Here is a 21,406-nt window from a genome sequence, read left to right on the forward strand (position 1 = left end):
TAGAATGTGAAGACCGGTAACACGGCTTCATGATGAAAGAAAAGGAGTCCTTATCATGACCAAGACCAAACTGTTCTCTGCAATGGTAGTTGCCGGCACTTGCGCATTCGGAGCCCAAGCCGCATTCGCCTACGGCGCCGGTGATTTCTACGGCCGTCTGGGTGTTGCCAAGACCGACGTCGACACTGGTTACACCAGTGACAATGACAAGGGCGCCTACCTGGGCCTGGGTTACATGGTTCACGACAAGATCGGCGTCGAACTGAGCTCCATGACCGAAACCAAGGTTCATGCTGAAGGCGGTACCTTCAAGCAGGTTCCGATCAACCTGATGGCGCAGTACTACCCGCTCGGCGGCCTGGACTCCCGCGTTCAGCCTTACGCCGGTGTTGGTGTCAACTACACCACGTTCTCTGACGAGAGCGGCGTCGGCAGTGTCGACGAATCCTGGGGTGCTGCTGGCCAGCTGGGTGTTGATCTGAACGTTACCGACAACTTCGGTTTCAACGCCTTCGCACAGTACACCGACGTCAGCGCCGATATCAGCGGCGGCCGTGACATCGACCTCGACCCGGTCACCGTCGGTGCCGGCGTCACTGCCCGCTTCTAAGCGATCGCAGTCGATAGTCAAACCGGGCCTTCATGGCCCGGTTTTTTTGTGCCTGTGACTCGAGAATCCGATGGCGGAGCCGGGCATTGATTTGCCTAACGATGATTACGCTCGGGTCACGATCTGATCGACTTCGGCGAGCTTCTCGAGCAGCGGCGCCTTCCGCGCGGCAGGAACGTCCTTGAGCCATACCTCCATTGCCGGCGCGACGTCGCAACTAGCCGGCAGGGTCGCTCGGGCATCGACCAGTGCCCACAGACGAGCAATGAAGACGTAGCGCAACCACTGCGGCATCGACATCGTATCGACACAAAATGGCTGCTGACTCTCGAATGCCGAAGGCTCCGGCCAGGGTACCTCCCACAGCCCGGCGCTTGCCAGCTCGGCTTCCAGCTCGCGCAGTGCCCGCGCCAATCCATCGTGGCTAGCCTCTGGGCCCTTCGATGAGATCACTTCTCCCGTTACCGTCATGCTTTCTCCTGTTGCTTTCGTTCTTCGGTGCTGTCTTTCTTTAGTGCTGTCGTTCTTCGATGCTGCCAAAGCGCTTGAGCGCCGTCTTCGGGTTGCGCACAGAAAACTTGAAAGAGCCTGTGGATAAACTTGGGACACTTGTGCCAATCCGGCATGAGACATGCGATCGAAGAGGCTGTTCAATTTTTGGCCATACCCTATCCAGCGTCACCCCTGCACGTTACAGTGCGCGCCTCGATGGACATGACGGCTCTCTACCATGCAGACGCTGAGCGATTTTTTCACGACCAGTCGCGCCGAGCTTGCGCTGTCGGCCCTGGGCCGGCGTGTGACACCGATCAGCCGTGACACTTTCACCGCCTTCGAACAGGAACGCCAACCCTGGCCGTTACCCTGGAATGGCCATGCCCAGGTAGCCTGTGCCCTGCACTGGCCCGCGCTGCAAGGGGACCCGGCGATCTGGTTCCTGTCGCTGCCGCTGGACGAGCAAGGGCTGCTGGTGCCTGCTGCACGCGATGCGTTTCTCGATCGCCTGCTACTGACGCTGAGCACCCAACCGGGCTCCACCGATGTCCAGCCACCGGGCGATGTGACGCAAGGGATTCTGGCTCAGAGCAATCTGATGCAGGACAATCTCATGCAGGACAACCCGCTGGCGTTCGAGCCGGAACTGCATCAACGCGCGCTGCTGCATGCTCGCCTGTCTCGCCGGTTCGAGCAACCGTCGTCATCGCATTCGGACATGGCACGCCGTTATCTGATGGGAGACGACACGCTCAACTGGCAGATGCTCGGTCTTCAGGGGCTGGCCGATCAGGTCGTCGCCCAGGACCCGGCCGTTACCCGCGCGCTGATCTCGCGCCTGGACACACTGCCGAGAGAAGTCGTTCTCCCGCTGTGCTACCTGATGGAACATGGCGACACGCCCGCCGATCTCCTGCCGTCGTTATGTGAAGCGATGGGCGACGCAAGACAACGACAGGATATCGAAACGTTCTGCGCCTTGTTGAGAGCGATGCTGGGCAGCGACGATACCCGAGTCGGCGATTGGCTGGATCGCATTCTCGATGACGAGGATCTCATGGCGGCCGACTGTCTGGCGGCCATCGCCGCACGCGGCTGGCATCATCTCGAGCATGAATCCCGTCTCGCGCGGTTCCTCGAGCGGCTGGCGAACTGCCCGGATGCCAACTTTCGTCCTGTCGTGCACGATTTGGCATTGATCCCGCGCCTGCGGCTGCCCATATTGGTGATGTTGCGTCAGGCGCCTGCGGACTCCTCCCTGGGTCGGCTCGTCAGAGAAGGGAACATCTGAATCCATGAAAGCATTGCCGTACCAGGCCCAGGCGATCATCGGCCGACGCGAGATGGTCACGCTGCCGGATCTTCACATGACGCTCTGCTGCAAAGCGGACACCGGTGCTCGTACGTCCGCCCTGCATGCAGAGCAGATCGAACCCTACGAGGAAGGCGGTCATCCCTGGGTTCGCTTCATTACCCGCTCGAGCGGTCAGCCCATTGCGCAACACGAATGTCAGCTCCCGTTGCACGATCGCCGCCGAGTCAGAAGTTCCAACGGCCATCAGGAATGGCGGTACGTCATTCGCACGCGCCTTATACTGGGGGAGCTGGAATTTCCCATCGAACTGACTTTGACCGACCGCAGCGACATGCGTCACCCCATGCTGCTGGGCAGACGCGCCATGCGGCGGCTACTGGTTGCCCCGGGTGCCGCCTTCCTGCACGGTGACCCCTGACCGCCCCTTCCACTTCGCCCTCTCATCCACGCTACGGAGCCTTTCGCGCATGCACATCGGCATCTTGTCACGCAATCGCAACCTCTACTCGACGCGCCGTCTGATCGAGGCTGCCGAAGCGCGCGGACACACCGCCCGCGTGGTCGATACGCTGCGCTGCTACATGAATATCGCCTCACACCGGCCGTCGATTCACTACAAGGGCGAGGAAATCGAGCCGTTCGACGCCATCGTGCCGCGTATCGGCGCCTCCGTGACGTTCTACGGCTGCGCTGTACTGCGTCAGTTCGAGATGATGAGCACCTACGTGCTCAACGACTCGGTCGCCATTACTCGCTCTCGCGACAAGCTGCGCTCGCTGCAGCTGCTGTCGCGCAAGGGGCTGGGCCTCCCGATTACCGGCTTCGCCCATTCGCCTGACGACATTCCCGACCTGATCACCATGGTCAAGGGCGCGCCGCTGGTGATCAAGTTGCTGGAGGGCACGCAGGGTATCGGCGTGGTGCTGGCGGAAACCAATCAGGCCGCCGAGTCGGTGATCCAGGCGTTCATGGGAATGAAAGCCAACATCATGGTTCAGGAGTACATCAAGGAAGCTAAGGGGGCCGACATTCGCTGTTTCGTGATCGGTGACAAGGTCGTTGCCTCGATGAAGCGTCAGGCCGCCGAAGGTGAATTTCGTTCGAACCTGCACCGTGGCGGCACCGCCAGCGTCATTCGCATCACCCCCGAAGAGCGCTCTACCGCGATTCGCGCGGCCAAGGCGATGGGGCTGGGTGTCGCCGGCGTCGATCTGCTGCGTTCCAACCACGGCCCGGTGATCATGGAAGTCAATTCGTCGCCCGGCCTGCAGGGCATCGAATCGGCAACCGGCAAGGACATTGCGGGCCTGATCATCGAGCATCTGCAGAAAAATGCCAGCACGCCGCGCAAGGCGCCGCCGAAGCCCAAAGGCTAGATCGAGGAGAAATGGAACAAATAGCCGAAAATGCTAAATTTTCTGCTTTGAGGGGTAGCAAAACAGTGTTTCCGGCCGCACAATTTGTGTCACTTCAGGAGGTGGCCGCACATGTTTCTCGACAATCGCCAAGTGGCGATGGACAGCGTTCTCGAAGCGCTGGCCGACAGTCTCGATTATTTTCAGGACAATCTCGATCGCCTGCGACCGGCGTTGCGTAATGCCCTGAAACCCCATTACGAGGAACGTGGGGTCGCCATGCGCGAACTACAGCAGCTGGTTCGCGAACATCTCGATATCCTGCCCCGCGATGCCGACGTCGAACGCGATGACTATCTGTGGCTATGGAGCCGCATCAAGAGCTTCGTCGGCAACGACAGCGCCGTCCTGCTAGGAGAACTCCTCGAACAGGAACGTGTGTTGATGCAGGCGCTGGGCAACGCTTTCACCCATCCGCTACCGGAAGTGCTGGAGCCGACGCTGGAGCGCTGCTGGAAAAACTGCCGCGCATTGATTCGAGAGATCAACAAGCTGCAGCAGCGCCAACGCTGACAGGCGACCTGATCCGCCCGACCGATCAACAGGTGGACAAGACGAGGACCTAAGGCGGCGATAACCGGATCGGCTCCAGCGGCCCCAGGAAATACGGCTCCCTGCCCCAGATGTAGAGATCTCCAAAGGTGGCGGCACGCGCGAGCCACTCACGCACCCGTAGACGCCACTCGCCTTCGACCCCGTCGTCGGGTACTGCACAACCGGAAGCCTCGACTCCCAGGGCGTCGGCGATAAACAGGGCCCGCGGTAGATGCCAGTCCTGCGATATCAGCATCAGGCGACCCGCGCCAAATACTTCCTTGGCGCGCACCACGCTATCGAACGTACTGAAACCGGCATAGTCGAGCGTCATGTATTCATCGTCGACATTGCGATGACGCAGGGAGCGCCACATGTTGATGGGCTCGTTGTAATAACGCGTACGATTGTCGCCGGACAGCAGTAGATGCTGGATTCGATGGAGTCGCAGCAACTCCGCCGAGGTCTCGATCCGGGCCTTGAAGTAAGGGTTGGAACCGCCCTGCCGGAGCCACTGGGCGGTACCGAAGACCAGCCCGACCGGCTGCGCGGCACACAGCGGTACCTCATGCTCGATGCGAGCGTGGGTCTTCTGCAGGATCCACAGGTTGATGACCACCACCCCGACCGTTAGCAACAGCGCGCAGGCTGCCAAGGTCTTGAGTGGCCCCTTCAGTAACCGAAGCATGAATCAACGTGACGGTGATGAGCGGAAAGCGGCCGCTGAGGGCCGTCATCGGGAATCGAATAGCGTGTGGGGGTATCGATCAACATATTGCGTTCGTTGCTCTGCCAGAAACCGGCTCGTGCAGTTCGAGGGTCAGTCAGGCGCTTTTTGCCAGGCGCCTAGAACATGCCCAGCTCGAGGCGTGCCTCTTCGCTCATCATCTCACGGCTCCACGGCGGATCGAAAACGATTTCCACGTGAACCTTGGAGAACTGCGAGGCACCCAGTATCTTGCGCCGCGCATCCTCGGCGATGACGTCTCCCATCCCGCAGCCAGGCGCCGTCAGCGTCATGCGAATGGTGACCATGAGTTCACCGGTGAGCAGGCGCTCGAGACGGCAGCCGTAGACCAGACCCAGATCGACGATATTGACCGGTATCTCCGGATCGAAACAGGTCCGCAGCTGATCCCAGACGAAGCGCTCCATCTCCGCTTCCGTCGCCTCGGGATCCAGCGTCGGCCGCTCGAGTGACTCGAGCCCCAGCGCGTCGAAGTCATGCCCTTCGATCAGATAGAGACGCCCTTCGAAACTGACACTGATCGAGCTGCCCTTGGCCTGCATGACCACGACCGTACTGTCTTCAGACAGCGTGATGGTCTTGCCGAACGGGATCGAGATCACCTCGACGTCCCGCTGCAGCGGCATTTCCTGGCCCTTGTAGACCTCGTTTAGGGAATCCATCGTCGCTCCTGACAGAATGGCCGGCCCGGACACGCCCAGTACCGGGACCGGCTCAGCGCAGCATGCCCAGCACGCGCTGAAGCGCCTCGACGAAAGCATCGACTTCTTCGGGCGTGTTGTACACGGCCAGAGAAGCCCGGCAAGTCGCCTCGACACCGAAATGGTTCAATACCGGCTGGGCACAATGATGCCCGGTGCGAATCGCCACGCCCAACTGGTCGATCAGCAGCCCGATATCCTGAGAGTGGGCACCGTCGACGACGAACGAAATCACGCCGGCCTTGTTCGGCGCCGTGCCGATGATCCGCAGGCCATCGATCTGTTCGAGCTTCTGGGTGGCGTGATCCAGCAGCCAATGCTCCCACGCCGACAGCCGTTCGATACCGAGCGCGTTGACCCAGTCCAGCGCCGCACCCATGGCGATGACGTCGGCCACGGCCGGCGTACCCGCCTCGAAGCGGTTGGGAATGGCGGCAAATTCGGTGCCGCGATCGAAGGAGACGCGCGAGATCATCTCCCCGCCGCCCTGCCATGGCGGCATCGCCTCGAGTACGGACGCCTTGACGTATAGCGCCCCCGCGCCCATCGGCCCGTACACCTTGTGGCCCGAAAACGCGTAGAAATCGGCATCCAGGGCCTGCACATCGACTGCCTGATGCGGCACCGCCTGGGCGCCATCGACCAGGATCAATGCGCCGTTGGCATGCGCATCACGGGCGATGTCGGCGATCGGATTGATCGTCCCCAGGGCATTGGAGACATGATTGACGCAGACCAGCCGGGTTCGCTCGCCGAGCATTTCCCGATAGGCCTCGAGATCGAGGACGCCGCGTGAATCGACGGGGATGACTCTGATCACGATGCCCAGCTCACGCTCGAGCAACTGCCACGGCACGATGTTGGAGTGATGTTCCATCAACGAGACCATCACTTCGTCACCCGCCTTCAGGTTGGAGCGCCCCCAGCTGTTGGCCACCAGATTGATCGCTTCGGTGGTGCCTCGGGTAAACACGATCTCGCGCGGCTCGAACGCGTTGATATGCCGCTGGACAGTGGAACGCACGCCTTCATAGGCCGCAGTCGCCTCGTCGGCCAAGGTGTGCAGGCCGCGATGAATATTGGCGTTGTAACGGCGATAGTAGTCGCTGAGGCTGTCGATGACCGCCACCGGCGTCTGGCTGGTGGCCGCGTTATCGAGATAGATCAGCGGCTGGCCGTGGACCTCCCGTTCCAGGATCGGGAAATCCTGGCGAATCGCCGCCAGGTCCAGCGTCAAATCGGTGAGCGCCGTCATTTCAAGTCTCCTGAATGGCCTCGGCGGTCTCGACCAGCTCCGCCAGGTTGAAGCGCTCCGGCAGACGACCCGCGACAGCCCTCTCGACGCGTTCGGCAATGACGTTGAGGCCCACCTTGTCCATGACCTCGCCGACGAACGCCAGGGTCAGCAATGCCCGCGCCATCGGCTCGTCGATACCGCGACTACGCAGCGCATAGACGGCTTCCTCGTCGAGCTGACCGGTGGTGGCGCCGTGGGAGCACTTGACGTCGTCGGCATAGATCACCAGCTCCGGCTTGGTATCGATTTCGGCACGATCGGACAGCAACAGGTTGGCGTTGTTCTGATACGCCTCGATCTGCTGCGCGTCCTTCTTGACGAAGACCTTGCCGTTGAAGACACCTCGAGAGCGGTCGTCGAGCACGCCCTTGTAGTTCTCGTTGGAGAACGTGCGCGGCGCGTTATGATTGACCAGCGTGTGGTTATCAACGTGCTGACGGCCCTGGACGAAGAACAGCCCGTTGTAGGCCGCCTCGGCGCCCTCGGCGTTCAGATCCGTCACCAGATCCGTGCGCACCAGCGCACCACCGAGATTGAGATTGTACGAGTTGAAGTGGCTATCGCGACCTTGATCGACATGGATGCTGGCCACATGCAGATCCGTCAGCGCCGCTTCCTGCAGCTTGTAATGATCGATGATCGCGCCCCGATCGAGCAGCACCTCGGTCACCACATTGGTGAAATTCGCCGCTTCCGGCTCTCCCGAATAGTGCTCGATGACCGTTGCCTCGGCGCGCGCGCCGGCTTCGATCAGCACCCGCGGGTGGCTCATCACCGGCTCTGCGTCAGCGCGTGACAGCATCAACAGGTAGATCGGCTTGTCGACGACCGTGCCGGCAGCCAGGCGAATGACGGCGCCCTCGTCGGCAAACGCCGTGTTGAGCGCGGTAAAGGGCGAAAAATCGACCCCGGCAAGACGACCCAGCGAGCCGCCAACGGACTCGTGATTGGCTTCGAGCGCCTGCGACAGCGGCTCGACGGAAACCCCGGCAGGCAGTCCGTCGAGCTCGGAAAGCGCCGGGCTGAATCGGCCATCGACCAGAACCAGACGATAGGCGTCGATATCCAGGCGCTGCTCGTCGAAACGGGTGGTATCGAACGCGGCGTCCGTGGCCAGGGCGAAGTCGCCCTCGGCGATACGACGCACGTCGGTATATTTCCAGTGTTCGTCACGACGGGTCGGAAAGCCCATCGCCTCGAATCGCGCCGCGCCGGCCTGACGACGTGCCGCAACCCAGCTCGGATCGTCGGCACGGCGTGCGGTCAGACGCTGAAGAAAGCGTTCCGCTGCACTCATGCGACAGACTCCTCGAGGACCCAGTCATAGCCCCTATCTTCGAGTTCGAGCGCCAGCTCCTTGCCACCACTCTTGACGATGCGGCCGTCGACCAGCACGTGGACGTGATCCGGCACGATATGATTGAGCAGGCGCTGATAGTGGGTCACCAGCAGGATCGCGCGATCGGCGTTGCGCAGCGAGTTGACGCCATCGGCCACGACCTTCATCGCATCGATATCGAGCCCGGAGTCGATCTCGTCGAGCATCGCGAGCTTCGGCTGCAGAATCAGCATCTGCAGAATCTCGTTACGTTTTTTCTCGCCGCCGGAAAACCCTTCGTTGACCGCGCGCTGCAGGAAACTGGGATCCATCTTCATCTCGGCGCTCTTCTCGCGCACCAGCTTCATGAATTCCGGCGCCGGAATTTCGCCCTCACCCCGCGCGGCGCGCTGCGCATTGAGCGCGGCCTTGAGCAGGTAGATATTCTTGACCCCGGGGATCTCAATCGGGTACTGGAAGCCCAGTAACAGGCCGGCGCGAGCACGCTCCTCGATTTCCATCTCGAGCACATCCTGGCCTTCGAACAGGATCGTGCCCTGGGTAACCTCGTAACCGTCCTTGCCGGCGATCACGGCCGACAATGTCGACTTGCCCGCGCCGTTCGGGCCCATGATGGCGTGAACCTCACCCGCATTGATGGTCAGGTTCAGACCCTTGAGGATCACTTTGTCCTCGATGGTGACGTGAAGATCTTTGACTTCGAGCATGTGTAACCCTTGAAACAAGAGAGACCGCCGACGCAGCCTCCCGGATTGGCGTGTAAATTCGACAATGGCGGCGGATCAGCCTACCGAACCTTCCAGCGTCACGTTGAGCAGCGCTTCCGCTTCGACCGCAAACTCCATCGGCAACTCCTGGAAGACGTCCTTGCAGAAGCCGTTGACGATCATGCTGACGGCGTCTTCTTCACCGATGCCGCGCGCACGGCAGTAGAACAGCTGGTCGTCGGCGATCTTGGAGGTGGTCGCCTCGTGCTCGACGGTCGCGGTGCTATTGCCGATTTCCTGATAGGGAAACGTGTGCGCCCCGCACTGGTCGCCGATCAGCAACGAATCGCACTGGGTGTAGTTGCGCGCGCCCTTGGCTCGCGGACCGATCTTGACCAGACCGCGATAGGCCTGGTCGCTGCGGCCGGCGGCGATACCCTTGGCGACGATGGTCGAGCGGGTGTTCTCGCCGATATGGATCATCTTGGTGCCGGTATCGGCCTGCTGACGACCGTTGGTGACCGCGACCGAGTAGAACTCGCCGACGCTTTCCTTGCCGCGCAGCATGCAGGAAGGATATTTCCAGGTGATCGCCGAGCCGGTCTCGACCTGCGTCCAGCTGATCCGCGAGCGGTCACCACGGCAGTCGCCACGCTTGGTGACGAAGTTGTAGATGCCACCCTTGCCGTCTTCATCACCGGGGTACCAGTTCTGGACCGTCGAGTATTTGATGTAGGCGTCTTCCAACGCGACCAGCTCGACGACCGCCGCATGCAGCTGATTTTCATCGCGCTGCGGCGCGGTGCACCCCTCGAGATAGGAGACCTGGGCCCGCTTGTCGCAGATGACCAGCGTGCGCTCGAACTGCCCGGTGTTGGCAGCGTTGATTCGAAAATAGGTGGAGAGCTCCATCGGACATTTCACGCCTTCCGGCACGTAGACGAAGGAGCCGTCGGTGAACACTGCCGAGTTGAGGGCTGCGAAGTAGTTGTCCGCCTGCGGCACCACGGTGCCCAGATATTGACGGACCAGTTCCGGGTACTCGCGAATCGCCTCGGAAATGGAGCAGAAGATCACGCCCGCTTCGTGGAGCTTTTCCTTGAACGTCGTGGTCACGGAGACGGAGTCGAACACCGCATCAACCGCAACCCCTGCCAGCGCCGCCCGCTCGTGCAGCGGGATCCCCAGCTTTTCATAGGTTTCCAGCAGCTTGGGATCGACTTCGTCCAGGCTCTGTGGGCGATCCTCGGGCTTTTTCGGCGCGCTGAAATAGGAGATCGCCTGATAATCGATCGGGGGATACTCCAAATGCGCCCAGGAAGGCGGCGTCATCTTGAGCCATTGGTGGTAAGCCTCGAGACGCCATTCGAGCATCCACTCGGGCTCGCCTTTCTTCTGGGAAATGAAAGCGATCGTGCTTTCATCCAGGCCAGGCGGCACGGTATCGCTTTCAATGTCGGTCACGAATCCCTGCTTGTATTCGCGACGGACCAACTGCTCCATCTCTTCGCTAGCCATGGTCTCCACTCCTCTCCACCGAGAGTCTTATGACGAAGACGCGATCCCGGACACCGACACGATCAGGCAATCCACTGCCGTCGTTCGGCGCTCTCGCCACGCCCTCTTAATGTTCGCGTGATGCCACCGTCGATGGCAGCGTCACGCTCTGGATCGGTAGCTGCACGGGCAGCTTGAGCGGGTTGGACTGTGCAAGATGTGCCAACGTCACACAGTCCAGCAGCGTGCGTATCGCCTGCGATACCCGCTGCCAGTTGTCGGCAACGCCGCAAGTGTTCTGCAGCTCGCAGTCACCGTCGGCATGACTGCATTCGGTCATGCCGATCGGCCCCTCGATCGCGGCAATAATGTCGCTGGCCGTAATCTCCGCAGGAGACCGCGACAGCACATAACCGCCGTGAGAACCCCGACGGGACTCGAGCAACCCACTTCGGGAAAGCATCTTGAGCGTCTTGCCTACCGTCGGTTGGGGAAGGTTCACGCGCGCCGCCAGTTCGGAGGCGGTGTGTGCCTGCTCCGGGTCCCGCGCGATCTGGGCCATGATGACCGCCGCGTAATCCGTCATTTTCGATAGTTTCAGCACGCCGTGATGCCCTCTCGATCCTGACAGCCGCCATATAGGACCATTTTAGTCCTCTTTGCAGACGCTGTGAACCCTCGGCCGGGGCCGGAAGAGCGAACGGCACGCTCAACGACGGTGATCGAGACTCGGTGACAGGCGCCAAACAAGACGACCCGCTGCATGGGCAGCGGGTCGTCTGTTCGGGCACGGAGAACAATCAATCGAACGGATTGCGCAACACGATCGTTTCATTCCGGTCGGGGCCGGTAGAGATGATGTCGATGGGGGTCCCTACCTCCTCTTCCAGAAACGCAATATAGGCCCGTGCGTTGGCCGGTAGCCCGTCGATAGTCCGCACCCCGATGGTGGATTCGCTCCAGCCCGGCAGATCGTGATAGAGCGGCTCGATCACTTCGTAGCCTTCGGAGTCCACCGGGTTGTCGATGGTCTCCCCATCCTTGCTGCGATAGCCGACGCAGACACGGATGTTCTCGAGTCCGTCGAGCACGTCGAGCTTGGTCAGACAGATGCCGGAAACCGAGTTGATCTGCACGGCATGGCGAAGGGCCACGGCATCGAACCAGCCGCAGCGGCGAGCGCGACCGGTCGTGGCACCGAACTCATGGCCCTTTTCGGCCAGATGGCGCCCGAACTCGTCGAACAGCTCGGTGGGGAACGGACCAGAGCCGACGCGCGTGGTGTACGCCTTGGTGATACCCAGCACGTAATCGAGATAGAGCGGACCGACGCCTGAGCCGGTGGCCGTGCCGCCAGCCGTGGTATTGGAGCTGGTGACGTAGGGATAGGTACCGTGATCGATATCCAGCAACGAACCCTGGGCGCCTTCGAACAGGATGTTCTCGCCGGACTTGCGAATATCGTGAACCAGCGAGACCGTATCGCAGACCATCGGCCGCAGCTCTTCGGCAAACGCCATCGCCTGGTCGAGCACTTCCTGGAAGTCGACGGCCGGCTCACCGTGATAGCGGGTCAGCACAAAGTTGTGATAATCGAGCACTTCCCCCAGCTTTGACGCGAAGCGCTCGCGGTGCAGCATGTCGCCCAGGCGCAGACCCCGACGCGCGACCTTGTCCTCATAGGCAGGGCCGATCCCGCGACCGGTCGTACCGATCTTGGCGACGCCTCGCGCCTTCTCGCGCGCCTGATCGAGACGCACGTGGTAAGGCAGGATCAATGGACAAGCCGGCGACAGCCGCAGGCGCTCGCGCACCGGCACGCCCTTGGCCTCGAGCTCCTTGATCTCCTCCATCAGCGCTTCCGGCGACAGCACCACGCCATTGCCGATCACGCAGATATTGTCATCGCGCAACACGCCGGAGGGAATCAGGTGCAGGACGGTCTTGTGGCCGTCGATCACCAGGGTATGACCGGCGTTGTGCCCGCCCTGGAATCGCACCACGGCGCTGGCAGACTCGGTCAGCAGATCGACGACCTTGCCCTTGCCTTCGTCGCCCCACTGAGTACCCAATACGACTACGTTCTTGCCCATTGCTCTCGTCTCTCGATCAACCCGTCGCGAACTCGTCATGCCTCGCGATCCGTTTTCGGTACCGGCATCGGCCTCTGCCGACGTCAGCCTAGTTCAGCGGCGCCACACGCCATTCGTCCGCTTGGCGCACCAAGTGACGATTGCAGCGATGTGACTCCGGACCCGTGCGCTGACCGGGCAGCGCCTGGATGACCCGCTCGCCCTGGGCCCGCAGGCGGCTGACCGCGTCATTGAGCGCGGCGTCCTGCTCACTGGGCGCCCAGATACCATCCGTCGGCGGCTCCCGTTCGGCCAGCGTCGCCAGCTGCTTGAGGTCCATGGAGAACCCGGTGGCCGGTCGGGCCCGGCCGAAAGCCTGGCCGGTATCGTCATAGCGACCGCCCTTGCTCAAGGCCTGACCGTAACCCGGCACGTAAGCGGCGAACACCATTCCGGTGTGATACTGATAGCCTCTGAGCTCGGCCAGATCGAAGTAGAGCGACACCTCTGGATGCTCGGCGGCGACACCGCGATGCAACCGTACCAGCTGCTCCAGCGCCTCCTGCACGGCACTCGGCGCTTCGGCCAGTACCACGCGGGCGTGCTCGAGGATTTCCGCTCCGCCGTGAAGACGCGGCAGCTCGCTAAGCATGCGCGCCAGATTGGCATCCTCGACGTTGGCCGCCACCAGCTCGTCGACGACGGTGAACGCCTTGCGCTCGATGGCGTCGAACAGCGCCCGCTCGACGTCGGCACGCCAGTCGGCGGCCCGCACCAGCTCGCGATAGATCGCGATATGGCTCAGCGCCAGATGAACCTTGCTGGCGCCCGCCGCCTCGAGACTCGACAGCGCCAGCCGCAGCACTTCGATATCGGCTTCCAGCCCGGCGTGTCCGAACAGTTCGACACCGACCTGCATCGGACTCCGACCGCCCTGATGCTTGTCGGCCTGAGCCCGCAATACCGTCGTGCAGTAGCACAGACGTACCGGCCCCTGACGCTTCAGCGAGTGCGCGTCCATCCGCGCGACCTGAGGGGTCACGTCGGCACTGGCGCCCATCATTCGGCCGGTGAGCTGATCGGTCAGCTTGAATGTCTGCAAGTCGAGATCGGTGCCGGTACCGGTCAGCAGCGAGTCGAGGAACTCGACCGGCGGCGGCATGACCAGGTCATAGCCCCAGCGGTCGTAAAGGTCGAGCAGCGTCCGACGCAACTCCTCCATCCGGGTCGCCTGCGGCGGCAGGACTTCATCCATGCCGTCGGGCAGCAACCAGCGGTCAGCGATCGTCATGAGCCTATCCTGCCCAGCTAATTCGGGGATGACTGGACGGTGAATAGCCGTCCCGCCATGCCATGATAGTCGCGGCACAAGCTCTCGCGCGGCCTGCTCCCGACCGGAAAAAGAGGCCGTCAGGAGCGCGCCGTGCCGATGCATGCCGCACAAAAAAGCCGGGCAAAACCCGGCTATATCATGATATCACGAAACGCCCGCGGGGAAATCCCGCGGGCGTTCGATTTCCTACACTCTGAATTCCTCGCTCAAGGCGAAGTCGAGGCCGCAGGTGTAGGGTCTTTCAGATACCGGAAGAAGTCATTGCTCTCCGGGCTCAGCACTAGCAGGTCCTTGCCTTCGCCGCTGAAGCTGTCGCGATAGGCCTGCATGGAGCGATAGAACGAGAAGAAGTCCGGAGCCTGCTGATAGGCACTGGCGTAGATCTTCGCCGCCTGTGCATCGCCTTCACCGCGGGTGGTTTCAGCCTGCTGACGACCGTCGGCCAGAATTTCCTGGCGCTGGCGATCGGCATCGGCACGAATCGCCTCGGCCTGCTGGGACCCTTCCGCACGATAGGTTCGCGCTGCCTGTTCACGCTCGGAGTTCATCCGCTCGTAGACAGCCTGGGTCACCTCGGGCGGGAGCTCGATGCGCTTGACGCGGATGTCGAGGATATGGACCCCCAACTCGTCACGCATCGCCTGATCGAGCTGCTGCACCGGCTCGACCATCAGCTCTTCCCGGGCGCCCTCGACGGTGTCGGGGCCCTTGTCCTTGCCCGGCAGTTCCTTGTCGTCGCTCTCGGCGGCGATTCGCTCCTGAATGATCGAGGACATTTCGGTCTGACCGAACTTGTTACGCAACGCTTCGTCGGTTCGCGGCGCGATCAGGTTCTCGGCCACCTGAATATCCCCCCGCGTCGCTTCGTAGAATTGCTGCGGATCGGCGATCTTCCACTTCACGAATGAGTCGACGATGACCGCCTTGGAGTCCGCCGTCAGATACCGTGTCGCGCTGGAGTCGACTGTCTGCACGCGCACATCGAAGATCCGCACGGTGTTGAACACCGGCAGCTTGAAGTGCAGGCCGGGGCCGATATCGTTCTCGATCACTTCGCCGAAACGCAGTTTGATGGCACGCTCGGTTTCGTTGACGACGTAGAAGCTGGCACTGGCAAACCATGCCAGCAGTGCCAGAACGATGACCCCAATCAGGGCGCGATTGTTAAACATTAGCGACCCTCCCGCAGGCTGGAACTACGCGTCGGCTGCTGCGAGCCACTATTCATGTGATCGACTACCTGTCGTGATATCTGTTCGAGCTGTTGCATATTCATCGACGAGGAATCGCTCTTGCTGCTGTTGCCACCGGCCTGCATCTGGTTGAGCGGCAGCACGGTCACCCCGTTGGCGTCGCCGAGATCGACGAGCGCCTTGGGTGTCTTGCTGAGTACCTGGCTCATGGTTTCGAGATAGAGACGCTCACGCGTCACATCCGGCGCCTGCTGATACTCGCCCAGCAATGAGTTGAAGCGATTGGTCTGACCCGTGGCATCGGAGACCGAAGCCGCCTTGTAACCGTCGGCTTCCTCGATCAGACGCCGCTGCTGACCCTTGGCCTCGAGCACCACCGCCTGACTGTAGGCGTTGGCCTGGTTGATCGAGCGCTGGCGCTCTTCCCGGGCACGAATGACATCGTCGAAAGCGTTCTGAACCTGATCCGGCGGCGCGGTCGACTCGACGTTGACCGTCTGCAGTCTCAGGCCGGTACCGTAGGCTTCCATATAGGCCGTCAAGCGCTCGAAGACCCGCTGCCCCAGGCGATCACGACCCGTGGTCAGGATCTCCTGAAGATGCATGTTGCCGACTTCCTGGCGCAACGCGGAATCCATGGCATTCTGCAGCGTCATCTCCGGCTCGTTGACGTTGACCAGAAACGCATGCGAATCGCTGACCACGTATTGCGCGGAGACACTGACGTGAACGATGTTCTCATCGCTGGTCAGCATCGAATCCGTCTGCGTTGCCGAGCGAATGCTGGTCACGTTGACGTTGTCCACGCGATCGATGATCGGCGGATTCCAGTGCAGCCCCGGATTCAGAGTGTCGGTGTACTTGCCGAGCCGGAATACCACACCGCGCTCGGACTGGTCGATCAGATGGAAGCCGGATCCGGCCCAGATCACCAGCGCAACGATCAGCACTAGAATCGGCAGTATGAAAGGGTTGCGCTTGCTGCCATCGGACCCGTCGCCGCCGGAACCACCGCCCGAACCGGAACGCTTGCCGCGGCCGCCCAGCAGGCGGTTGATCTTGTCCTGAAATTTTTTCAGGGCCTCATCGAGGTCCGGCGGACCCTGGTTTCTTCCGCCGTTGTTGCCACCGCCATTTTTGCCATCATTACCACTCGGGCGCCGGCCCCCACCGCCACCCCAGGGGTCCTGTTGGTTGTTGCCACCACCAGGCTCATTCCAAGCCATACCTAGTCTCCAATGATGCAGTCAAAGCGTTGCGTCAGGCCAAAGCGTTACGCATGGCATCGGGAGCCGCCGTGGCGGTGCACTGGCGTGCAAAAGGTCAGTTCGAACTGATGTCGAATCGCTCTTGGCCTGCATCTTCGGGCCTGATCGTCAGACCACGAAGCTCCCCCGCGTAGTTTTCCTCGCCTCAGACCTGTTCCCAATCGGCAACCGGCGTTTTTTCCGAGGCGGGCAAGTAATCATCGGCGCGTTCATCCAAGCGAGCCATCATCTGCATAAACTCCCGCCGGGGCAAGCGAATCTCCAGATTCGAGCGGCCGTGCTCGTCGAACGTTTCGTTTTGTACGGCTTGCGATTCGTGCAGCGCCGCTCGTAGTCGACCTTGCTCGGGCGTCAGCGTCAAGCGGATATCGAGAATATCCTCGGCCAGCCATTCGCCGAGCGCCTCGCGCAGCAGGTCGAGGCCCTCACCGTCGCGCGCCGACAGCCAGACCACCTGCGGAAATCCGTGATCGTCGCGCTCGATCCGCGGCGAAGAGCCCAGCCGATCGATCTTGTTCATCACCAGCAGCCGCGGTACGTCGTCGGCGTCGATTTCGGACAGCACGCTGTCGACCTGGGCGACATTGAGCTCACGGTCGGGATCGGCGGCATCGATCACATGCACGATCAGGCTGGCCTCGGTGGCCTCCTGCAGCGTGGCGCGGAAGGCCTCGACCAGCTTGTGCGGCAGATGGCGAATGAACCCCACCGTATCCGCCAGCACGACATCGCCGACATCCGGCACGTCCAGGCGCCGCAGCGTGGGATCGAGCGTCGCGAACAGCTGATCGGCGGCGTAGACCTCCGCCGAGGTGATCGCATTGAACAGGGTCGATTTGCCAGCGTTGGTATAACCGACCAGCGATACGCTGGGTATTTCGGCCCGAGCCCGGGCACGCCGATTCTGATCGCGCTGCTTGCGAACCTTCTCGAGACGCTTGTTGATCGACTTGATCCGGCCGCGCAGCAGCCGGCGGTCAGTCTCGAGCTGGGTTTCACCGGGGCCGCGCAGGCCGATACCGCCCTTCTGACGCTCGAGGTGAGTCCAGCCGCGCACCAGCCGCGTGGACATGTATTCGAGCTGGGCCAGTTCGACCTGAAGCTTGCCTTCATGGGTACGCGCACGTTGCGCGAAGATATCGAGAATCAGCCCCGTTCGATCGAGCACGCGACATTCGAGCGTGCGCTCGATATTACGCTGCTGGGAGGGAGACAGGGCATGATTGAAAATGACCAGTTCGGCCTGGTGAGTCTTGAGGGCGGTCTTGACCTCCTCAAGCTTGCCACTGCCGATGAAATAACGAGGGTCGGGGCGGCGCCGACTCCCCTGAATCAGGGAAGCCGACTCCGCCCCGGCAGAGCGCACCAACTCGAGGAGTTCACCCGAGTCTTCGCGTTCCTGCTCGTCCTGGAAGTCCACATGGACCAGAATCGCCGTTTCGCCGGCGTCGGGACGTTCGAAAAACAATCACTACCTCTCGATTAGCTATCGAGTCCGGGCGCAGCGGCGGGATCCTGCGGCGGCAACCGGACATTGCGGGACGGTACGACCGTCGAAATGGCGTGCTTGTAAACCATCTGACTGACGGTGTTGCGCAACAGGATGACAAACTGATCGAAAGACTCGATCTGCCCCTGCAACTTGATGCCGTTGACCAGAAAAATGGACACCGGGATGCGCTCCTTGCGCAGAATATTCAGGTACGGATCCTGAAGGGACTGTCCTTTGGACATGTTGCTCTCCCTAATGCTGTTATGAGTGGTGCTGTTTTAGTTGCGCGGCGCTTCGTTCTGACTCGGCATCACGCCGGGCGCATTGCATGCTTCCGGCATCCGTCTCGACGAAGCCAGCCATTTTACGCTAACTGCCTTGGTCACGCACGATTTTCGCAATCTGCTCACCCACGTCCGACGCGCAGCTGTCGACCCAGTGCAGCTCTGGCCAGCGCCGCAACCAGGTCAGTTGCCGCTTGGCCAGCTGACGAGTGGCGGCGATTCCCTGCTCTCGCAGCGTGTCCCGATCATGAACACCTTCCAGATACTGCCAGGCCTGACGATAACCGACGCTGCGCATCGAGGGTAAATCGGCGTGAAGATCGCCCCGCTGCTTCAATGTAGCCACTTCCTCGAGAAAACCATCGGCGAGCATGGCATCGAAGCGCGCCGCGATACGCTCATGCAGTACGTGACGCTCGGCCGGTGCGAGAGCTATGGACAACAGACGCCAGGGAAAGTTTTCGCGCTGCTGACGCTGCCAGTGCTCGGACAGCGTCACGCCGCTGACGAGATAGACTTCCAGCGCCCGGATCAGGCGCTGACGATTGCGCGGGTGGATGGCCTGCGCCGCCTGGGGATCGACCCGGGAAAGCTCTTCATGGAGGGCCTCGAAGCCCTCGTGCTCGCCGCGCTGGTGCAACTGCTCGCGCAACGCCGGATCTGCACCCGGCATGGCGGCGACGCCCTCGATCAGGCGCTTGGCGTACATCATCGTCCCGCCCACCAGCAGCGGCATTTTGCCGCAGGCGGTTATCGCCTCCATTTCACGCAAGGCATCGACACGGAAATCCGCAGCCGTGTAGATCTCGGCAGGATCGCGAATATCGATCAGCCGATGTGGCGCTCGTGCCAGCTCGTCGGCGGAAGGCTTGGCCGTACCGATATCCATGCCGCGATAGACCATCGCCGAGTCGACGCTAATCAGCTCGGCGCCGAAGCGCTGATGCAGCGCGATCGCGTTATCGGTCTTGCCGGAGGCCGTGGGGCCGAGCAGCAGAATCGCCGGCGGCCGATTATCGCGTCCCGAGCCGGTTGGCGCCGAATTATCAGGGGTCTCGTCGTTCACGCGATCACCATCCTCGTGCACGGGCGCCTTAGATCACTGGCCACGGAGAAACAGCTTGTCGAGCTGCGTCATCGACATCTCGGTCCAGGTGGGCCGGCCATGATTGCACTGACCGCTGCGCTCAGTGCGCTCCATGTCGCGCAGCAGCGCGTTCATTTCGGGCAGCGTCAGCAGTCGATTGGCGCGGACGCTGCCGTGGCAGGCCATGGTACTGAGCAGCTCGTTGATGCGCGTCTCGAGCCGGTCAGAGCGGCCATAGCGCTCGAGATCGCCGAGCATGTCGCGGATCAGCGGTTCGATATCGGCGTCTGCCAGCAGCGCCGGCACCTGGCGGATCAACAGCGTCTCGGGGCCGGCGGCATCGAGCGACACTCCCAGCCGGGCAAACGCCTCGCGTTCCTGTTCGGCGACTTCGGCCTCGCCGGCACTGACCGCCATCGATACCGGCACCAGCAGCGGTTGCGCGTCGAGTGCACCGGCGTGAATCTGTTGTTTCATGCGTTCGTAGACGATGCGCTCGTGGGCGGCGTGCATATCGACGATCACCATGCCCCGCTCGGTCTGCGCCAGAATGTACACGCCGTGCAGCTGAGCCACCGCGTAGCCCAGCGGGGGTGCCTGGGTATCATCGGTTTGCGCAAGCGTCGTCACCGCCGCTGCCGGCCGCTCCCCGAGCGCCACATCGGCGGCCTCACCGCCGGGCGCACCTGCACCATCGGCACGTGGAGTGAGCAACGACGACTCGTGATCCGGATGCAGCGCGTGGTAGCCGGCCATGAATTCGCGGATTCGCTGGGCGGCAGGACGATCCGCCCGCTGCGCCTCCGAGCCGGACGAATACGACCCTCCCGCCCCTTCTCGGTGTTGCCCGGCCAGGGACATGCGTTGCTGCTGCCAGTCCGAACTGCCTTGGGTAGCGCCATCCGGGCCGACCAGCGGGCTATTCGCCTGCCCTTGGTCGACGCTCGCCGACTCGTCGCCGGCGCCCGCCTCGCTGTCGTTGGGCTTCACCGAAGCCAAGGCGCGATGCAGGCTCGAAAACAGGAAGTCGTGAACCAGACGGCCATCGCGAAAGCGCACTTCATGCTTGGTCGGATGCACGTTGACGTCCACCACCCGCGGATCGAGCTCCAGATACAGCACGAACACCGGGTGGCGCCCATGAAACATCACGTCACGATAGGCCTGACGAATGGCGTGTGCGACCAGGCGGTCCCTGACGATACGGCCGTTGACGAAGAAGTACTGCTGATCGGCCTGCGCCCGCGAATAGGTCGGCTGGCCAACCCAGCCCCACAGCCGGAGCCCCGTCGCTTCCAGGTCGACGAACAACGCTTCGTTCAGAAAGCGTTTGCCCAGCATCGCGCTGATGCGACGCTCGCGTCCGGCCTGATCCACCGCCACGCCGGGCAGCTGATGCACCACTTTCTGGTTGTGACGCAGCAGCCAGGTGATGTCGAAGCGCGATAGCGCCAGGCGCCGAAAGGCCTCCTCGACGTGGCCGAATTCGGTCTTTTCGGTACGCAGGAACTTGCGCCGTGCCGGCGTATTGAAAAACAGGTCGCGAATCAGTACCGAGGTGCCGCGGGGATGCGGCGCCGGCGTGACCCGGGGCTCCATCTGCCGGCCTTCGGCGACGACACGCCAGCCTCCCGACGGATCATCGGCAGCATTGGAGATCAACTCCAGACGCGATACCGAGCTGATCGATGCCAGCGCTTCGCCGCGAAAGCCCAGGCTGGACACATCCTCCAGATCGTCGAGCGAGGCGATCTTGCTGGTGGCATGGCGGGATAGCGCCAGTGGCAGATCGTCCGCGCCGATGCCGATGCCGTCGTCGCGCACCCGGATCAATCGCGAACCGCCCGCCTCGAGCTCGACCTCGATGCGTCGGCTGCCGGCGTCGATGGCGTTCTCGACGATCTCCTTGACCACCGAGGCCGGCCGCTCGACCACCTCCCCGGCGGCAATCTGGTTGGCCAGCCGGGGATCGAGAATGCGGATGCGTGATGACTCAGCCATCGGCGAACTCCCGTGCGT

The 21,406-nt window shown here is 62.1% G+C and carries 21 protein-coding genes; 5 read left to right on the forward strand and 16 right to left on the reverse strand.

The features are described 5' to 3' along the window. Positions 1–55: 55 nt before the first annotated feature. Positions 56–610 carry an OmpW/AlkL family protein gene (locus DOM58_RS06180; protein ID WP_075562597.1) on the forward strand — a complete coding sequence of 185 codons (555 nt, stop codon included), beginning with the start codon at positions 56–58 and terminating at the stop codon, positions 608–610. Between the two features lie 105 nt (positions 611–715). Here DOM58_RS06180 and DOM58_RS06185 read toward each other — a convergent pair whose 3' ends face one another. After that, positions 716–1,081: a YqcC family protein gene (locus DOM58_RS06185; protein WP_110692180.1), complete on the reverse strand. Its 366-nt coding sequence runs from the start codon at positions 1,079–1,081 to the stop codon at positions 716–718. Between the two features lie 259 nt (positions 1,082–1,340). Here DOM58_RS06185 and DOM58_RS06190 point away from each other — a divergent pair, with 259 nt between their 5' ends. From DOM58_RS06190 to DOM58_RS06205, 4 genes are all read left to right on the forward strand, one after another. Beyond that, positions 1,341–2,396, forward strand: a complete 1,056-nt coding sequence (locus tag DOM58_RS06190; protein ID WP_110692181.1) for a DUF3549 family protein — start codon at positions 1,341–1,343, stop codon at positions 2,394–2,396. Positions 2,397–2,400: 4 nt separating this feature from the next. Beyond that, a complete protein-coding gene (locus tag DOM58_RS06195) occupies positions 2,401–2,838 on the forward strand; it encodes an ATP-dependent zinc protease family protein (RefSeq protein ID WP_075562600.1) in 438 nt (145 codons plus the stop codon). A gap of 49 nt (positions 2,839–2,887) precedes the next feature. Continuing rightward, positions 2,888–3,796, forward strand: a complete 909-nt coding sequence (gene rimK, locus DOM58_RS06200; RefSeq protein WP_075562601.1) for a 30S ribosomal protein S6--L-glutamate ligase — start codon at positions 2,888–2,890, stop codon at positions 3,794–3,796. 111 nt (positions 3,797–3,907) lie between these two features. Beyond that, positions 3,908–4,348, forward strand: coding sequence for a ferritin family protein (locus tag DOM58_RS06205; RefSeq protein WP_075562602.1), 441 nt, complete (start codon positions 3,908–3,910; stop codon positions 4,346–4,348). Between the two features lie 49 nt (positions 4,349–4,397). Here DOM58_RS06205 and DOM58_RS06210 read toward each other — a convergent pair whose 3' ends face one another. From DOM58_RS06210 to mutL, 15 genes are all read right to left on the reverse strand, one after another. Further along, a complete protein-coding gene (locus DOM58_RS06210; protein WP_110692182.1) occupies positions 4,398–5,057 on the reverse strand; it encodes a SanA/YdcF family protein in 660 nt (219 codons plus the stop codon). Positions 5,058–5,215: 158 nt separating this feature from the next. Then, positions 5,216–5,779, reverse strand: a complete 564-nt coding sequence (gene sufT, locus DOM58_RS06215) for a putative Fe-S cluster assembly protein SufT (protein WP_110692183.1) — start codon at positions 5,777–5,779, stop codon at positions 5,216–5,218. Between the two features lie 52 nt (positions 5,780–5,831). Beyond that, positions 5,832–7,073, reverse strand: a complete 1,242-nt coding sequence (locus DOM58_RS06220) for a cysteine desulfurase (RefSeq protein ID WP_110692184.1) — start codon at positions 7,071–7,073, stop codon at positions 5,832–5,834. A 1-nt stretch (position 7,074) separates the two neighbouring features. Then, positions 7,075–8,412, reverse strand: a complete 1,338-nt coding sequence (gene sufD / locus DOM58_RS06225) for a Fe-S cluster assembly protein SufD (protein ID WP_110692185.1) — start codon at positions 8,410–8,412, stop codon at positions 7,075–7,077. Continuing rightward, a complete protein-coding gene (gene sufC, locus DOM58_RS06230; RefSeq protein ID WP_075562607.1) occupies positions 8,409–9,161 on the reverse strand; it encodes a Fe-S cluster assembly ATPase SufC in 753 nt (250 codons plus the stop codon). The genes sufD and sufC overlap by 4 nt, the downstream gene beginning before the upstream one ends. A 75-nt stretch (positions 9,162–9,236) precedes the next feature. Beyond that, positions 9,237–10,679, reverse strand: coding sequence for a Fe-S cluster assembly protein SufB (gene sufB, locus DOM58_RS06235; RefSeq protein ID WP_110692186.1), 1,443 nt, complete (start codon positions 10,677–10,679; stop codon positions 9,237–9,239). A 106-nt stretch (positions 10,680–10,785) separates the two neighbouring features. Continuing rightward, complete coding sequence (locus DOM58_RS06240) at positions 10,786–11,262, reverse strand: SUF system Fe-S cluster assembly regulator (RefSeq protein WP_075562609.1); 477 nt, start codon at positions 11,260–11,262, stop codon at positions 10,786–10,788. A 196-nt stretch (positions 11,263–11,458) separates the two neighbouring features. Further along, positions 11,459–12,751: an adenylosuccinate synthase gene (locus DOM58_RS06245; RefSeq protein WP_075562610.1), complete on the reverse strand. Its 1,293-nt coding sequence runs from the start codon at positions 12,749–12,751 to the stop codon at positions 11,459–11,461. Between the two features lie 88 nt (positions 12,752–12,839). Beyond that, positions 12,840–14,021 (reverse strand): ATP phosphoribosyltransferase regulatory subunit, encoded by a 1,182-nt coding sequence (locus DOM58_RS06250; protein WP_110692187.1) that lies wholly within the window; start codon positions 14,019–14,021, stop codon positions 12,840–12,842. 248 nt (positions 14,022–14,269) lie between these two features. Beyond that, positions 14,270–15,235: a protease modulator HflC gene (gene hflC / locus DOM58_RS06255; protein WP_110692188.1), complete on the reverse strand. Its 966-nt coding sequence runs from the start codon at positions 15,233–15,235 to the stop codon at positions 14,270–14,272. Beyond that, a complete protein-coding gene (hflK, locus tag DOM58_RS06260) occupies positions 15,235–16,482 on the reverse strand; it encodes an FtsH protease activity modulator HflK (RefSeq protein ID WP_110692189.1) in 1,248 nt (415 codons plus the stop codon). Before hflK ends, hflC begins: the two co-directional genes overlap by 1 nt. Before the next feature lie 187 nt (positions 16,483–16,669). Then, a complete protein-coding gene (hflX, locus tag DOM58_RS06265; RefSeq protein WP_075562614.1) occupies positions 16,670–17,992 on the reverse strand; it encodes a ribosome rescue GTPase HflX in 1,323 nt (440 codons plus the stop codon). A gap of 14 nt (positions 17,993–18,006) precedes the next feature. Further along, complete coding sequence (hfq, locus tag DOM58_RS06270) at positions 18,007–18,258, reverse strand: RNA chaperone Hfq (RefSeq protein WP_075562615.1); 252 nt, start codon at positions 18,256–18,258, stop codon at positions 18,007–18,009. A 127-nt stretch (positions 18,259–18,385) separates the two neighbouring features. Further along, complete coding sequence (gene miaA / locus DOM58_RS06275; RefSeq protein WP_110692190.1) at positions 18,386–19,366, reverse strand: tRNA (adenosine(37)-N6)-dimethylallyltransferase MiaA; 981 nt, start codon at positions 19,364–19,366, stop codon at positions 18,386–18,388. A gap of 33 nt (positions 19,367–19,399) precedes the next feature. Next, positions 19,400–21,388 (reverse strand): DNA mismatch repair endonuclease MutL, encoded by a 1,989-nt coding sequence (gene mutL, locus DOM58_RS06280; RefSeq protein ID WP_110692191.1) that lies wholly within the window; start codon positions 21,386–21,388, stop codon positions 19,400–19,402. Positions 21,389–21,406: the final 18 nt, after the last annotated feature.

It is taken from the genome of Salinicola halophyticus, from assembly GCF_003206695.1.
Lineage (GTDB): Bacteria > Pseudomonadota > Gammaproteobacteria > Pseudomonadales > Halomonadaceae > Salinicola > Salinicola halophyticus.

What these genes read in the sequence shown, in the direction of transcription:
- DOM58_RS06180 (WP_075562597.1), top strand. Translation starts at nt 56, where the DNA reads ATGACCAAGACCAAACTGTTCTCTGCAATGGTAGTTGCCGGCACTTGC.
- DOM58_RS06185 (WP_110692180.1), bottom strand. Translation starts at nt 1,081, where the DNA reads ATGACGGTAACGGGAGAAGTGATCTCATCGAAGGGCCCAGAGGCTAGC.
- DOM58_RS06190 (WP_110692181.1), top strand. Translation starts at nt 1,341, where the DNA reads ATGCAGACGCTGAGCGATTTTTTCACGACCAGTCGCGCCGAGCTTGCG.
- DOM58_RS06195 (WP_075562600.1), top strand. Translation starts at nt 2,401, where the DNA reads ATGAAAGCATTGCCGTACCAGGCCCAGGCGATCATCGGCCGACGCGAG.
- rimK (WP_075562601.1), top strand. Translation starts at nt 2,888, where the DNA reads ATGCACATCGGCATCTTGTCACGCAATCGCAACCTCTACTCGACGCGC.
- DOM58_RS06205 (WP_075562602.1), top strand. Translation starts at nt 3,908, where the DNA reads ATGTTTCTCGACAATCGCCAAGTGGCGATGGACAGCGTTCTCGAAGCG.
- DOM58_RS06210 (WP_110692182.1), bottom strand. Translation starts at nt 5,057, where the DNA reads ATGCTTCGGTTACTGAAGGGGCCACTCAAGACCTTGGCAGCCTGCGCG.
- sufT (WP_110692183.1), bottom strand. Translation starts at nt 5,779, where the DNA reads ATGGATTCCCTAAACGAGGTCTACAAGGGCCAGGAAATGCCGCTGCAG.
- DOM58_RS06220 (WP_110692184.1), bottom strand. Translation starts at nt 7,073, where the DNA reads ATGACGGCGCTCACCGATTTGACGCTGGACCTGGCGGCGATTCGCCAG.
- sufD (WP_110692185.1), bottom strand. Translation starts at nt 8,412, where the DNA reads ATGAGTGCAGCGGAACGCTTTCTTCAGCGTCTGACCGCACGCCGTGCC.
- sufC (WP_075562607.1), bottom strand. Translation starts at nt 9,161, where the DNA reads ATGCTCGAAGTCAAAGATCTTCACGTCACCATCGAGGACAAAGTGATC.
- sufB (WP_110692186.1), bottom strand. Translation starts at nt 10,679, where the DNA reads ATGGCTAGCGAAGAGATGGAGCAGTTGGTCCGTCGCGAATACAAGCAG.
- DOM58_RS06245 (WP_075562610.1), bottom strand. Translation starts at nt 12,751, where the DNA reads ATGGGCAAGAACGTAGTCGTATTGGGTACTCAGTGGGGCGACGAAGGC.
- DOM58_RS06250 (WP_110692187.1), bottom strand. Translation starts at nt 14,021, where the DNA reads ATGACGATCGCTGACCGCTGGTTGCTGCCCGACGGCATGGATGAAGTC.
- hflC (WP_110692188.1), bottom strand. Translation starts at nt 15,235, where the DNA reads ATGTTTAACAATCGCGCCCTGATTGGGGTCATCGTTCTGGCACTGCTG.
- hflK (WP_110692189.1), bottom strand. Translation starts at nt 16,482, where the DNA reads ATGGCTTGGAATGAGCCTGGTGGTGGCAACAACCAACAGGACCCCTGG.
- hfq (WP_075562615.1), bottom strand. Translation starts at nt 18,258, where the DNA reads ATGTCCAAAGGACAGTCCCTTCAGGATCCGTACCTGAATATTCTGCGC.
- mutL (WP_110692191.1), bottom strand. Translation starts at nt 21,388, where the DNA reads ATGGCTGAGTCATCACGCATCCGCATTCTCGATCCCCGGCTGGCCAAC.